This window comes from Aeromicrobium sp. CTD01-1L150, assembly GCF_041951745.1.
Taxonomy (GTDB): Bacteria; Actinomycetota; Actinomycetes; order Propionibacteriales; family Nocardioidaceae; genus Aeromicrobium.
In genome coordinates this window covers 295,587-309,651 of record NZ_CP169555.1, presented here as the reverse complement: position 1 = coordinate 309,651, position 14,065 = coordinate 295,587, and the positions used below count along the sequence as shown (strand labels likewise).

The following is a 14,065-nucleotide window of genomic DNA, read 5'->3' as shown; positions in this document are numbered from 1 at the left end:
GATCGCCGCAGGTCAACGGGCTACGCACGCCGTCGCGACAGGTTCGGCACCGAGCCCCGGGGGCGGTCAGTCAGCGCGGAAACGGGCGTCGACCTCGACCCGGATGACGATCTCCTCCGGCTCGAGGGCGAGCGAACCGTCGCCCCCGTCCGCTGCGGCGCCGGCCAACCGCGCCATCGGCACCGGCGGATCGACACCTGCGGCACCGTCGAGCATGCCCGGGTCGGACAGCTCGACCGCCACCACCCGGCCACGCCGCAACGCATCGGCATAGGCCTGCGCCTTGACGACGGCGTCGTCGACGGCCGCCTTGCGCACCTCGGCCTCGTAGAGCCGGCGGTTCTTGGCCGTGACCTCCCAGGCCACGCCCTTGACCTCCATGCCGGCATGCCCCGCCCAATGCTCGATGAATCCGTTGAGCCGCTCGAAGTCGACGAACTCCGCCCGGACCCGCAGTCGCGCGGTGTGCACCGGTGTTCGCGACTGCACGCCGCCGTCCCACGGACGACGACTGAAGACCTGGAGCTGATCGCTCGACCACGTGGTCACCGCACCGCGATCGGCGAGGGAACGCAGCTGCTGGGCCAGGGGCTCCTGCAGACCGACGGCCTCCTGGAGCACCGCCTCCTTGTCCGGCCCCTCCACGGCCGCGGCCATCTCCACGGTGGCCCGCTCGGCCGGGTGATGTCCCTCGGCCGTGCCCCGCACGGTGATCTGCAAGCTCATGGCCCCATCGTGCCCGACCCCGTGGCCGCCCGACAGCCGCATGACCTCCCCCCGTGGTGCGTCCCTACGATTGAGCCATGGTGACGCGAGCCGACCTCGAGGTCCGCACTCTCGGTCCATGCACCCTCGAGTCGCCGCTGGCGCACTACGTGGGCGGTCGGGACACGAACGAGTACTACGTCGCGGAGGACGACCGCGTCCTCTACGACGACACCGTCGAGCTCGTGCGACGCCGTGGACTGCCCCTGGAGGAGCTGCCGACCTTCGAGACCGGCGGCGCGCGGCGGCAGATCTTCTTCGACCCCGCCACGACGCGGGCTGGCATCGTCACGTGCGGCGGCCTGTGCCCCGGGCTCAACGACGTCATCCGCGCCATCGTGCTGGAGCTCGCCGAGCACTACGGCGTGCACGACGTGCTGGGCTTCCAGCACGGCTACGCCGGTCTCATCCCCGGCGCCGCTCCCGAGCCCATCGAGCTGACCCCGGACCTCGTCGCCACGATCAACCAGCGCGGTGGGACCATCCTCGGCACGTCCCGTGGCGCACAGGACGTCTCGGCGATCGCGGACCGCCTCGTGGAGCTCGGCATCGACATGCTGTTCGTCATCGGCGGCGACGGCTCCATGCGGGGTGCGCACCACCTCACCGACGAGCTGCGGCGGCGCGAGCTGCCGATCGCGGTCGTCGGCGTGCCCAAGACCATCGACAACGACATCCCGCTCATCGGTCAGAGCTTCGGCTTCGCCACCGCCTTCGGCAAGGCGGCGGAGTCCATCGAGTCCGCCCGCGTCGAGGTGGAGGCCACCGTCGGCGGCATCGGCCTCGTGCAGGTCATGGGCCGCCATGCCGGCTTCATCGCCTGCTACGCCGCCCTGGCCAACCACGACGCGGACTTCGTGCTCATCCCGGAGGTCGAGTTCGGGCTCGAGGGCGAGGACGGCCTACTCGCCCTCATGGAGCAGCGGGTCCGCGAGCGCGGCAACGTCGTGGTGGTGCTCGCCGAGGGCGCCGGACAGCACCTGCTGACCTCCAGCGAGGCGACCGACGCCTCGGGCAACCGCGCGCTGGGCGACATCGGCGGGTACCTGCGTGGGCGGATCTCGGCCCACTTCGAGCAGGTCGGCCTGCAGCACACGATGCGCTTCTTCAGTCCCGGGTACCAGATCCGCTCGGTGGCAGCCGACGCCTCGGACTCGGTCTTCTGCGCACGCCTGGCGCAGACCGCCGTGCACGCCGCCATGGCAGGACGCACCGACGTCGTCGTCGGGCGGCGGCGTCACCGGTTCGTGCACGTGCCGATCCCACTGGTCACGAGCCGCTCGCACAGCGTCCACCCCGACGGCGACCTGTGGCTGAGCGTGATGGAGTCCACGGCCCAGCCGTTCCGCATGGGCTGACCCACACCGTTGCCGATGAGTGAGCGATAGTGCTCATCCCACCAGCACCCCGTCTCGGGGTTGTTCGGCCACCTTCTGATGGCTTCCCTTCCGCGCTTCACGGCCACCTGCCGAGCGAGGCCCGGTCTTACGGTCGGCTCCACGCTTGACGGCGGCCCCGACTGGGCCGACGACGCTAGCGCCAGCGGGGCTGGCTTCCTCGTAGCGCGCGAGGTTGATGGCAGCGTTGTCGTCGCGTTGATGCGCCGTGCCGCAGTTGTGGCATTGCCAGTGCTCGGCCCAGCCGATGTCCTGCACCACATGGCAGTGGTGGCAGCTCTTCGACGACGGGAACCAGCGGTCGGCGACCACCAGCCTCGACCCGTACCAGACGGTCTTGTAGGCCAACTGACGGCGGGTCTCACCCAGGGCCGAGTCCGACAGAGCACGCCGCCTGGCGCGGGCACCGGACAGGCCCTTCTGGCGGAGCATCCCGGCAGCATCCAATCCTTCGACCACGATCTCGCCGTGGGTCTTGGCGAGCCTCGTGGTCAGGACATGGATGTGGTGGCCACGGATGTCCGCAATCCGGCGTTGCAGGCGCGTGATCTTGCGTTGTGTCTGCCGGTATCGGGCAGAGTCGTTGGTGCGGCGAGACCGTTCCCGACCCAGGTGCCGCAACTCCTTCAGCGCCGTTTCGAGGGGGCGTGGGTTCTCGACTCGTTCGATGATCTCGCCGTCGCTGTCGGCGACAGTCGCCAGGACCCGGACCCCGACGTCGACCCCAACCCGAGACCTCGGGGGCTTCACGCGGGGCTGCTGGGGGCGCTGGATCAGGACCCGGAACGCCACCACCAGCCGGGGGCCCTTCCGCGACACCGTGGCCGCGAGAATCCGGGCCCTGCCTTTGCCGATGAGTCGTTCCAGTCGCCGAGCGTTCTCATGCACCCGGACAGTCCCGATCCTAGGCAGCGTCACATGCCGCCTGTCGGGCTCGACCCGGATGGCTCCGGTGGTGAAGGTGACCCGATCGCGGTCACGGCCCTTCTTCGCGAACCTCGGAAACCCCACCCGCTTGCCGTCGCGCCTGCCTGCCCGGGAGGTCTGCCAGTTCCAGTAGGCATCCACCGCCGCGCGGATGCCATCGGCGAACGCCTCCTTGGATATCTCCGGCCACCACACCTCAGCAGTCTCGGCGTCGACACACTCGGCGTCCTTGACCCGGTTCCATCGCTTCCGCAGACCGGCCAGGGACGGTTTCTCAGTCTCGACGCCCGTCTCCCGATACGCAGTGAGGTCGGCCTTCAACGCCGCGACAGCCCAGTTCCGGGCCTTCCGCCGGCCACCGAACTGACGCCGCACACACGCCGCCTGCTCATCGGTGCAGTCCAAGGTGAACTGGAACGCCTGCACCGTCCACCCGTCCGGGATCTCGAACCTAGCCATCGCCACCGCCGAATGCGCGGTGGGCGAGGCCTCTTGGGCGAGATCGCCGATGGATGGCCGTGCTTTTCAGTGCTCGCTTGTGGCGCTGTCGTGCTCGCTTCTCGCGCTGCCTCTGTTGTGCCGTGACCAGCCAGCCGGGCGGATCATCCTTGGCCGCCTGAATGCGTCCGGGGGAGGCGGTTTTCCAGCCGTGCTGGCGAAGGGCGGTGCTGGTGACACCCAGCTGCTGTGCCGCCCGCTTCAACTCACCCATCTTCGCTGATCTAGCCACGGCTCGTATCCTGCCTTCCAGCACCGACAGTCCCCGGCCTGGGCAGCCTGGGGGCCGATGTCGCGTTGCGCGCAGCCGACGGCCTTCAACGCCCGATTCCGCGTCGAGCGGCGCCCGTACAGGCGGGCGCAGAACGAGGTCAACACCTCCACCATGTCGCGCACCAGATCGTCGTCGACCTCGCCGTCGTCGAGGACCACCAGCCGCCTGCCATGCGCCGCGAGTGCGGACTCGACCAGTTCAGTGTTCATCCGGCCCAGCCGGTCCCGGTGCTCGATGCCCTGCGCACGCGCCCACTCAGTCAAGCTCACAGCACCAGCGCACGCACTAGAACGTCCGTACGCTAGGTATCACTCACTATTACCTGAACTGCTCAAACCCCCTTGCGCGCATCCCGCGGGTGGTGTTCACTCATTCAGATACCGTCAGTATCTGGATGAGGAGACCGCCATGGCCGCCACGCCACATGTCCACGACGCCGTCATCGTCGGAGCCGGGTTCGGAGGCATGGGGGCGGCCATCGCACTGCGTCGTCGCGGACTGGACGACCTGGTGATCCTCGAGCGCGAGGACGATCTCGGCGGCACCTGGCACGTCAACCACTACCCCGGCCTCGCCGTGGACATCCCCTCGGCGACGTACTCCTACTCCTTCGAGCCCAATCCGTACTGGTCCCGCCTGTACGCCCCGGGGACCGAGCTCAAGCGCTATGCGCTCCACGTCGCCGACAAGTACGACCTGCGCCGCATCATGCGTTTCGGGACGGTCGTGGAGCAGGCCGCATGGGACGAGCGAGCTCGGCACTGGACGGTCGCGACCCGTGACGGCGACGAGCTCCACGCACGGTTCCTGCTCACCGCGACCGGCTTCCTGTCCCAGCCCCGACGGCCCGACATCGAGGGCGTCGACGACTTCGCCGGCACCGTCCTGCACACCGCCGACTGGGACGACGAGCACGACCTCACCGACGAGCGGGTGGCCGTCATCGGCACCGGCGCGACGGCCGTCCAGCTCATCCCCGAGATCGCACCCGCCACCCGGCACCTCACCGTGTTCCAGCGGACCGCGATCTGGGTGACCCCCAAGCTCGACGGCCCCGTACCTCGCCCGCTGCAGGGCCTGTACGCCAAGCTGCCTTTCACCCAGCGGGTCGCCCGCCACGTGGGCTCGGCCGTGCTCGAGGCGATCATGGTCACCGGGGTGCTGAAGTTCCGCCGGCTGTCGGTGTTCAACCGAGGCGCCGAGCGCCTGGCCACCCGGCACCTGCACAAGCAGGTCAAGGACCCGGCGCTACGCCGTCAGCTCACCCCGGACTACACGTTCGGCTGCAAGCGGCCCACGTTCTCCAACAACTACTTCCCGACGTTCAACCGTGACGACGTCACGCTCGAGACGACGTCGATCGAGCGCATCGAGCCGGACGCCGTGGTCACCACCGACGGAACACGTCACGAGATCGACACGCTCGTGCTCGCCACCGGCTTCAACCTGTGGGACACCAACTTCCCTGCGCTGCGCATCGTCGGCGCCGGCGGCAAGGACCTCGGCGAGTTCTGGCGGACGTCGCGGTTCCAGGCGTACGAGGGCGTCAGCGTGCCCGGGTTCCCGAACTTCTTCTCGCTCAACAGCCCGTACTCCTACTCCGGCCTGTCCTACTTCACGACGATCGAGTCGCAGATGGCGCACATGGACCGGCTCCTGGGCGAGATGCAGCGCCGTGGGGCCACGACGTTCGAGGTCACCGAGCAGGCCAACGCACGGTTCCTGGAGCGCATGACGCGCCGGCTCGACGACTCCGTCTTCCTGCGCGGCAGCTGCGCGACCTCACGCAGCTACTACTTCAACCAGCACGGCGAGGCGACGCTGCTGCGGCCCACCTCGACCCTCAACGCCTTCCGCGAGGCGCACCGGTTCCCGCTGGAGGACTACGACCTCGCGTCCTGACGGCTGTAGCCCAGCTCGAGCGGGAACGGCGTGAACTCACAGGGCTGCACACGTCCGTCAAGGAGCCAGCCGCGGCGCTCGTAGAACCGCCGGGCGCGCGCGTTGGCATCGAGCACCCACAGCTGGGCGACGTCGGCCGGCAGGAGCGCCATGAGATCGTCGGCCAGCCCTGTCCCCCGTCTGTGGGCAACGACGCCGAGGTGCAGCAGGGTCGTGGTGTCATGAGCGAGGTAGCCGACGGGCTCCGGGTCACAGGCCAGATGCACCACCACGGTGTCCTCGAGCAGCTCGTCGCGCCACCGTCGACACACCGCATCGAGCGGGTACGGCCCGCCGAAGACATGGGCCAACGCCGCTTCGGTGGCGTCCTGCTCCAATGACGCCAGCAGCTCCTCATCCCCCGGGACCGCGCGGACCACCTGCACCGGTCCATCGTCGCACCCAGGTTCCTCTCGCATCGCAAGACGTCGTCTCGCTTCCACCCCGGGATGTCATGGTTGACGGAGAATCGTCCCTCCCCCGCACTCCAGGAGCCTTCATGAGCGAGCAGTGGTCGTTCGAGACCAAGCAGATCCACGCCGGCCAGGAGCCGGACCCCACCACCGGCGCCCGTGCGCTGCCGATCTACCAGACGACGTCCTATCAGTTCCGCGACACCCAGCACGCGGCCGACCTGTTCAGCCTCGCTGAGCCGGGCAACATCTACACCCGCATCATGAACCCGACGCAGGACGCGGTCGAGCAGCGCCTGGCGGCGCTCGAGGGTGGCGTCGGAGCGCTGCTGTTCGCCTCCGGCCAGGCGGCCACCACCGGCGCGCTGACCAACGTCGCCGAGGCGGGCGACCACATCGTGGCCTCGACCAGCCTCTACGGCGGCACCGACGCCTTGCTGCGCCACACCTTCCCGAAGCTGGGCATCGAGGTGACGTTCGTCGAGGACAGCAACAACCCCGACGCATGGCGCACTGCGGCCAAGGACAACACCAAGGCCTTCTTCGGCGAGACCATCGGCAACCCCAAGGGCGACATCCTCGACCTCGAGGCGATCTCGGCGGTCGCCAAGGAGGTCGCCGTCCCGTTCATCGTGGACAACACCGTCGCGACGCCGTACCTGCTCAACCCGCTCAAGCACGGGGTCGACACGGTGGTCCACTCGGCCACCAAGTACATCGGCGGGCACGGCACGGCGATCGCCGGCGTCGTCATCGACGGGGGCACGTTCGACTACGGGGCCCACGGTGAGAAGTTCCCCGGGTTCACCACGCCGGACGAGAGCTACCACGGGCTCGTCTTCGCCGAGGCGCTCGGCCCGGCAGCGTTCATCGCCAAGCTGCGGGTGCAGTACCTGCGCAACGTCGGCCCGGCCATTGCGCCGTTCAACGCCTTCCTGCTGGCGCAGGGCCTGGAGACGCTGAGCCTGCGGGTGGAGCGCCACGTCGAGAACACCCGCAAGGTCGCCGAGTGGCTCCAGGCCCGTCCCGACGTCGACAAGGTCACGTGGGCGTCGCTGGAGGGCAACCCCTACAAGGCACTCGCCGACAAGTACACGCCCCAGGGCGCGGGCGCCGTGCTGACCTTCGAGCTGCCGGGCGGCATCGATGCCGGGCGTCGCTTCATCGACTCCCTGGAGCTGTTCAGCCACGTGGCCAACATCGGCGACGTGCGCTCACTGGCCATCCACCCCGCCAGCACGACGCACTCGCAGGGCACGCCGGAGGAGCACGCGGCCACCGGTGTCACCCCGGGCCTGGTACGTCTGGCCGTGGGGCTGGAGGGAATCGACGACATCCTGGCCGACCTGGACGCGGGCCTGCGCGCGGCCAAGTGACCACCCAGGAGGCTCGCCCTCACGTCACCGGCGCGTGGCGTGAGGGCGAGCCTGTGGGCGGACGGCAGTTCGTCGACATCGGCCCACTGACGCTCGAGTCTGGCGTGACGCTGCCCGACGTCCGCATCGCCTACGAGTCGTGGGGGCACCCGACGGGTGACAACGCAGTGCTGATCCTGCACGCGCTCACCGGCGACTCCCACGTCGTCGGGCCGCAGGGGCCCGGCCATCCTTCCCCCGGGTGGTGGGACGCGGTGGTGGGGCCCGGCCGCCCCATCGACACGGACCGCTTCTTCGTCGTCGCGGCCAATATCCTGGGCGGCTGCCAGGGGACGACCGGTCCGGCGAGCGTGGCACCGGACGGACGCGCCTGGGGCAGCCGTTTCCCTGACCTCACGGTGCGCGACCAGGTCGCGGCCGAGGTGGCGCTGTCCGACAGGCTCGGGATCGAGCGGTGGCGTGGAGTCATCGGCGGCTCCGCCGGCGGGATGCGCGCCCTGGAGTGGGCGATCGAGCATCCTGAGCGCGTCGAGCGGCTCTTCCTGCTGGCGACGTCGGCTGCGGCGTCAGCGGAGCAGGTGGCACTCTCCACGACCCAGCAGGCGGCGATCCTGCAGGACCCCAACTTCGCGGGGGGCGACTACTACGACGCCGAGGCCGCACCGGCGGCCGGGCTCGACCTCGCCCGACGTATCGCGCACATCGCCTACCGCAGCGAGGCCGAGCTGGCCCAACGGTTCGGACGCGACCTCCAGCCCCCCGACGCCCCGGCGGGGGTGCCGGGCTCCGGGCGGCAGACGGAACAGTTCGCGGTGGCGTCGTACCTGGCGCATCACGGAGCCAAGCTGGTGCGACGCTTCGACGCCAACTCCTACCTGCGGCTCACGCGGGCCATGGACAGCCACGACGTCGCGCGGGGCCGCGGCTCGGTGGCCGAGGCCCTGGGTCGTATCACGGCCCGCACCGTGGTGGCCGGCATCGACTCCGACCGGCTCTACCCGCTGTACCAGCAGCGCGAGCTCGCCGAGCTCATCCCCGGCGCCGAGGGACTGGACGTCGTGACCTCCCCGCACGGCCACGACGGGTTCCTCGTGGAGTCCGAGCAGGTGGGCGCCCTGGCCGCGGCCCTGCTCGACTGAATCGGCAGGCCCCACCGGGCGAACCGTCCTCCCGATTGCCTTGAGCTCCTGGGCGGACCCGTGCCGTGGTCAGCACGGGGCTCGGCCGCCGAGGACGTCGGGACGTCAGATGAGCCTGCGCACGATGCCCAGCGGGGCGTGCTTCATGACCTGTCCGAGCGGGGCCCAGGGCCAGCCGGGGACGGCGGCGTCACCGACCTCCTTGTCGATCGCTTTGACCATGGAGCGGACCCCTGTCTCGGTGTCGACCATGAGCTTGACCTCCTGCTCGACGCCCTCGTTCATCTCCGAGGCGATGTAGCCGGGGAAGAGCGTGGTGACGGCGATGTCGTGACCCTTGCGCTTCATCAGGTCCATCCGGATGCCCTCGGCCAGGTGGGCGACCGCGGCCTTGGTGGCGGCGTAGGTCGTGACGGAACCCGGCAGGCCACGCATCGCCGACATCGAGGAGACGACCACGAGGTGCCCCGCGCCGCGCTCGTAGAAGTGCCCCATCGCGGCCTCGCACTGCGCGAGGGCAGCGACGATGTTGGTCTCGACGGTCTCCCGGTTGGCGTGGAACTTGCCGGTGCCGATGCGCCCGCCCTTGCCGAGCCCGGCGTTCACCACGATCCGGTCCAGGCCACCCAGGTCGTCGGCGCACTGCTCGACCACGGCGAAGACCGCGTCATGGTCATTGACGTCGAGAGCGTGCACGACGACGTGGATGTCGGGGTGGGCCATGTTGATCTCGGCGCGCAGCTCCTGGAGCTTCTCGACCCGGCGCGCCGTCAGCGCGAGGTGATGGCCCTTGGCGGCGAACTGGCGGGCCATCTCCGCGCCCAGCCCGGAGCTCGCCCCGGTGATGAGGATGTTCTTGCGCACGTCAGTCCTTCCGAGCCATGCGTACGGCCGCCTTGGCCATCTCACGGTAGTAGAGCGGCCGCAGGAACCGCTTCGCCGCGTAGGCGAGTCGCCCTTCCCGGTCGGTCAGGACGATGTGGGTGCCCCTGTCGACCTGCGCGAGGACCACGGTGGCGATGTCGTCGGCCGTGCGACGCGAGCCGTCGATGAGCTTGGCCGCCGACGCCTGCGCCGCCTCGTCCTTGCCTCTCATCGACGACGTGAGGTTGGTCTTGAAGAACGTCGGGCACACGACGCTCACCTGGATGCCGAACGGCTTGAGCTCGTGCCGCAGGGTCTCGCTCAGCGCCACCACGCCGGCCTTGACGGCGTTGTACTCACTCATCCGTGGCGGGTGGATGAGCCCGGCGGCCGAGGCGGTGTTGACCAGGACCGCTGTCGTCTGCCGCCCTCCCCCAAGCACTCCGCTGCGCTCCGTGCTGGGAGGTTCCCCCAGGCCCGGCACCCCCGCCGAGGCGGCGGTCTTCATCATCGGGACGAACGTGCGGCAGCCACGAGCGACGCCGAGCAGGTTGATGTCGACGATCCACTGCCACTGGTCCATCTCGGTGAGCTCGATGCGCCCACCGGCCGCGACGCCCGCATTGTTGAACAGCGCGTCCAGGCCTCCCCACTGCTCCTCGACCCAGTCGCGCGCGGCGAGCCAGTCCACGTCGGAGGTGACGTCGAGCGTGCGGTACGTGACGCCGTCGAGGGGGGCGAGGGACGCCGGGACGTCGGCGTGGACGTCGGTGGCGAGCACCCGGCACCCGCGCCCGGCGAGCTGCGTGACGAGGGCCAGGCCGAGGCCGGAGGCGGCACCGGTGACCAGGACTCGCGAGGCGGAGGTGAGCTTCATGATTCAGATACTAACGGTATCCGAAGCGTGGTCAGCGGCGAGTCGGGGTCAACGGAAGGTGACGAGGTCGCGCGGGAGGTGCCCGTGCTCGTTGAAGGTCAGCAACCGGGCACCGGTGGAGCCGACGATGATCGTCGTGACCGAGGCGTTGACCACCACGGCGTTTAGCCGCACGAACAACGAGGCGTCACCGGCCAGCAGGTGCGAGACCACCAGTCCGATGGGCCCGCCGGAGGTGAAGACTGCTACCTGCTCCCCGGACTGCCCGGCCCGCGCGACGGTACGCTCCAGGGCCCCGAGCACGGCGTCGCTGAACTCCGCGAAGCTCGATCCGAGCCCCTCCTCACCGTCGATCCACCGCATCAGCGCGGCGTCCAGCAACGGCTGGAACTCCCGCGGGGCGACCTCACGCCCGCCGCTCTGCTCTCGCACGGCCTGCAGCAGCACGCTGACGTCGTACTCGTCCCAACCGGCGTCGACGTCGTAGCCGTCGCCCGTCCCGCAGGCATCGATCGCGGCGACCGCGGTCTGGGCGTGGCGGCGCAGCGACCCGGCGACGCTGTGCGTGGGAGCCCAGTCCCCTGCCTCCCACGACGTGCCGAGCAAGGACCCCTGCTGCGTCCCGCGGTCGGAGAGCTGGTCGTAGTCCTCAGCACCCCAGGAGGCCTGGCCGTGCCGGATCAGATGTATGGCGCCCACGCCGGGAGCCTAACCGGCCTGGGTCGCGAAGGGGGCTACGCCGGGATGCGGGAGTTCCAGGAGACCACGTACGTCGCCCTCGACCTCTGACCACGGATTCTCCTGCTTCACGGGGGAGGAACCCGCTCTCCTCCCCCGTGAAGGTCCCTCCGTGGTCAGGGCGCGTCTGATCGGTCCATCAACGCGGCACGGCCGGCCTCCAGACGTGCGATCGGGACCCGGTACGGCGAGCAGGACACGTAGTCGAGGCCGAGATCGTCAAAGAACCGCACCGAGGCCGGGTCGCCGCCGTGCTCGCCGCACACCCCGAGACCGAGGGCGTCATCTGCAGCACGGCCTTGTTCGATGGCGGTGCGGATCAGTGCGCCCACTCCGTCAGCGTCGATGGTCTCGAACGGAGAGGTCGTCAAGATCCCCTGGTCAAGGTAGGTGGGCAGGAACGATGCCTCCACGTCGTCACGGGAGAGCCCCCAGGTCATCTGGGTGAGGTCGTTGGTGCCGAAGGAGAGGAAGTCGGCTGACGACGCGATCTCGTGGGCGGTCAGCGCCGCCCGCGGGACCTCGATCATGGTGCCGATCCGGTGGCGCAACGTGACACCGCGCTCGGCCTCCACTGCCACGGCGATGCCCTCGATCTCACGACGAATCACCGCCAGCTCCGCTGCGGTCGCGACCAGCGGCACCATGATCTCGGGCCGCGGGTCGCCGCCGATCGTGACACGGTCAGCGGCGGCCTCGAACACGGCTCGGGCCTGCATGTGAACGAGGCCCGGAATGGTGAACCCGAGCCGCACGCCACGTAGACCCAGCATCGGATTCTCCTCCCGGAGACGGTCGAGCGTCGCTGCCAGACGTTGCCGTCGATCGGAGTCGGGCTCATCGGAGATGAGGTCCCGATGGGGAAGGAACTCGTGCAGCGGCGGGTCGATGAGCCGGATCGTCACCGGCAGACCGTCCATGGCCTCCAAGATGGAGGTGAAGTCGGCACGTTGCAGCGGAAGCAGCGCATCGAGCGCCGCCTGCTGCTCGGTGGCGCCGTCGGCCACAATCAGGTCCTCGATGAGCTGGCGTCGCGAGCCGAGGAACATGTGCTCGGTCCGACACAGACCGATGCCCTCGGCTCCGAGCTCGCGGGCAGTCCGCGCGTCATCGGCAGTATCGGCGTTGGCTCGGACCGACAGTCGCCTTGCTGCGTCCGCGTGAGCCACCAGACGACGCACGGCGCCCACGAGCCCGTGGTCACCGTGGTCACCGTGGTCACCGTGGTCACCGTGGTCACCGTGGTCACCGTGGTCACCGTGGTCACCGTGGTCACCGTGGTCACCGTGGTCACCGGCGAGTGAACGCAGCACGACCGAGTCCGTGACCGGGAGGTGGCCGCTGAACACCTCCCCTGTCATGCCGTCGATGGAGAGCGGGTCGCCTTCTCGAACCACCGTGCCGTCCGGCAGACCCATGCACCGGGCGGCGACGTCGATGTCGAGCTCATCGGCACCGCAGACACAGACCCGACCCATGCCTCGCGCGACCACCGCAGCATGGGAGGTCTTGCCGCCGCGGCTGGTCAGCACGCCCCGCGCAACGGTCATGCCGGGCAGGTCCTCCGGCGTGGTCTCCCGACGGATCAGGATGACATCGCGCCCCTGTGCCGCCAGCCTCTTGGCGGTCGCCGAGTCGAACACGGCCTCCCCTGTGGCGGCGCCGGGCGAGGCTGCGACACCGCGGGCGATCGGTTGACGCGAGGAGGAGTCGGCGAACTGCGGGAACATCAGCTGCGCGAGCTGCTCGCCGGTGACGCGACGGAGCGCCTCATCACGATCGATCAGACGCTCATCGACCATCTCGGCCGCGATACGGAACGCCGCCTCGGCAGTGCGCTTGCCGACACGGGTCTGCAGCATCCACAGCTTCCCGTCGTCGATGGTGAACTCGATGTCGCACAGGTCGCGGTAGTGCTTCTCCAGGCGCCCCATCATCCCGGTGAGCTCGTCGTGTGAAACCGGGTCGACCTGGGCGAGCTCCTCCAGCGGCACCGTGTTGCGGATGCCGGCGACGACGTCCTCCCCCTGGGCGTTCTGCAGATAGTCCCCGTAGGCGCCACGGCGTCCGGTTGCGGGATCCCGGGTGAACGCGACACCCGAGCCCGAGGAGGGACCTCTGTTGCCGAAGACCATCGCCTGGACGGTCACCGCCGTGCCGAGGTCGTCGGCGATGCCCTCGTGCCGGCGATACAGGATCGCGCGCTGGGTGTTCCACGAGCCGAAGACCGCCCGCACCGAGAGGTCGAGCTGTTCACGTGGATCCTGCGGAAAGACACGCCCGGCGCCCGAGCCGATGATCTGGTGATAGGCATCCACCAGCGCCCTCAAGTCGTCGGCGTCGAGCTGGGTGTCGTCGGTGACCCCCCGCCGACGCTTGAGCTCATCGAGCGTCTCGACGAAGGCGGCGTCGTCGACGCCCAGGACCGTGGTCCCGAACATGTGCAGCAGACGACGGTAGGAGTCGGCCGCGAACCGCTCATCACCGCTTGCGGCCGCGAGGCCGGCCACCGACCTGTCAGTCAGTCCGACGTTGAGCACCGTCTCCATCATGCCTGGCATCGACTGCGGTGCCCCTGAACGGACGGAGACAAGGAGTGGGTCGGCCGGGTCCCCAAGCCGGCGTCCCATGGTGGTCTCCAGGGAGAGGAGGTGATCGGTGACCTCCTCGGCCAGCTCGTGCGGCTCGCGCCCTTCCTTGAGGTAGACCCTGCATGCGTCGGTCGTGATCGTGAAGCCCGGCGGAACGGGCAGACCGAGGTTGGTCATCTCGGCGAGGTTGGCTCCTTTGCCACCCAAGAGGTGACGCTGGGCCATGCTGCCGCCGGAGAAGTCGTAGACGTACTGAGACATCCGT

General features: G+C 69.5%; 11 protein-coding genes and 1 pseudogene. 4 read left to right on the top strand and 8 right to left on the bottom strand.

All coding sequences use genetic code 11. From position 1 onward, the window contains the following. Positions 1-66: 66 nt before the first annotated feature. The gene (locus ACEVFP_RS01500; RefSeq protein WP_375001579.1) at positions 67-726 is read right to left on the bottom strand and encodes an SIMPL domain-containing protein; all 660 of its coding nucleotides are present in this window, start codon (positions 724-726) and stop codon (positions 67-69) included. A gap of 77 nt (positions 727-803) precedes the next feature. On the opposite strand from ACEVFP_RS01500, the gene ACEVFP_RS01495 reads away from it, so the two are divergent. Continuing rightward, on the top strand, positions 804-2,123 hold the full coding sequence (locus tag ACEVFP_RS01495) for an ATP-dependent 6-phosphofructokinase (RefSeq protein ID WP_375001578.1): 1,320 nt from the start codon (positions 804-806) through the stop codon (positions 2,121-2,123). A gap of 33 nt (positions 2,124-2,156) precedes the next feature. On the opposite strand, the gene tnpB is transcribed toward ACEVFP_RS01495, so the two are convergent. Both tnpB and ACEVFP_RS01485 read right to left on the bottom strand, forming a co-directional pair. Further along, positions 2,157-3,548, bottom strand: a complete 1,392-nt coding sequence (gene tnpB / locus ACEVFP_RS01490) for an IS607 family element RNA-guided endonuclease TnpB (protein ID WP_375001577.1) — start codon at positions 3,546-3,548, stop codon at positions 2,157-2,159. Between the two features lie 240 nt (positions 3,549-3,788). Then, a pseudogene (locus ACEVFP_RS01485) lies at positions 3,789-4,097 on the bottom strand (hypothetical protein); the annotation flags it as partial. A gap of 172 nt (positions 4,098-4,269) precedes the next feature. On the opposite strand from ACEVFP_RS01485, the gene ACEVFP_RS01480 reads away from it, so the two are divergent. Next, positions 4,270-5,763 (top strand): flavin-containing monooxygenase, encoded by a 1,494-nt coding sequence (locus ACEVFP_RS01480; protein ID WP_375001576.1) that lies wholly within the window; start codon positions 4,270-4,272, stop codon positions 5,761-5,763. Here the strand turns inward: ACEVFP_RS01480 and ACEVFP_RS01475 are convergent. Next, positions 5,745-6,188, bottom strand: coding sequence for a GNAT family N-acetyltransferase (locus tag ACEVFP_RS01475; protein WP_375001575.1), 444 nt, complete (start codon positions 6,186-6,188; stop codon positions 5,745-5,747). The genes ACEVFP_RS01480 and ACEVFP_RS01475 overlap by 19 nt on opposite strands. A 113-nt stretch (positions 6,189-6,301) precedes the next feature. On the opposite strand from ACEVFP_RS01475, the gene ACEVFP_RS01470 reads away from it, so the two are divergent. Together ACEVFP_RS01470 and ACEVFP_RS01465 are read left to right on the top strand one after the other, a co-directional pair. Further along, a complete protein-coding gene (locus ACEVFP_RS01470) occupies positions 6,302-7,591 on the top strand; it encodes a bifunctional o-acetylhomoserine/o-acetylserine sulfhydrylase (protein ID WP_375001574.1) in 1,290 nt (429 codons plus the stop codon). 53 nt (positions 7,592-7,644) lie between these two features. Beyond that, positions 7,645-8,730: a homoserine O-acetyltransferase gene (locus ACEVFP_RS01465; protein ID WP_375001573.1), complete on the top strand. Its 1,086-nt coding sequence runs from the start codon at positions 7,645-7,647 to the stop codon at positions 8,728-8,730. Between the two features lie 105 nt (positions 8,731-8,835). On the opposite strand, the gene ACEVFP_RS01460 is transcribed toward ACEVFP_RS01465, so the two are convergent. From ACEVFP_RS01460 to ppdK, 4 genes are all read right to left on the bottom strand, one after another. After that, positions 8,836-9,594 (bottom strand): SDR family oxidoreductase, encoded by a 759-nt coding sequence (locus tag ACEVFP_RS01460; RefSeq protein WP_375001572.1) that lies wholly within the window; start codon positions 9,592-9,594, stop codon positions 8,836-8,838. Between the two features lies 1 nt (position 9,595). Beyond that, complete coding sequence (locus tag ACEVFP_RS01455) at positions 9,596-10,471, bottom strand: SDR family NAD(P)-dependent oxidoreductase (protein WP_375001571.1); 876 nt, start codon at positions 10,469-10,471, stop codon at positions 9,596-9,598. 48 nt (positions 10,472-10,519) lie between these two features. After that, positions 10,520-11,170 carry a histidine phosphatase family protein gene (locus ACEVFP_RS01450; RefSeq protein WP_375001570.1) on the bottom strand — a complete coding sequence of 217 codons (651 nt, stop codon included), beginning with the start codon at positions 11,168-11,170 and terminating at the stop codon, positions 10,520-10,522. Positions 11,171-11,325: 155 nt separating this feature from the next. Then, the gene (ppdK, locus tag ACEVFP_RS01445; RefSeq protein ID WP_375001569.1) at positions 11,326-14,061 is read right to left on the bottom strand and encodes a pyruvate, phosphate dikinase; all 2,736 of its coding nucleotides are present in this window, start codon (positions 14,059-14,061) and stop codon (positions 11,326-11,328) included. Positions 14,062-14,065 lie beyond the last annotated feature (4 nt).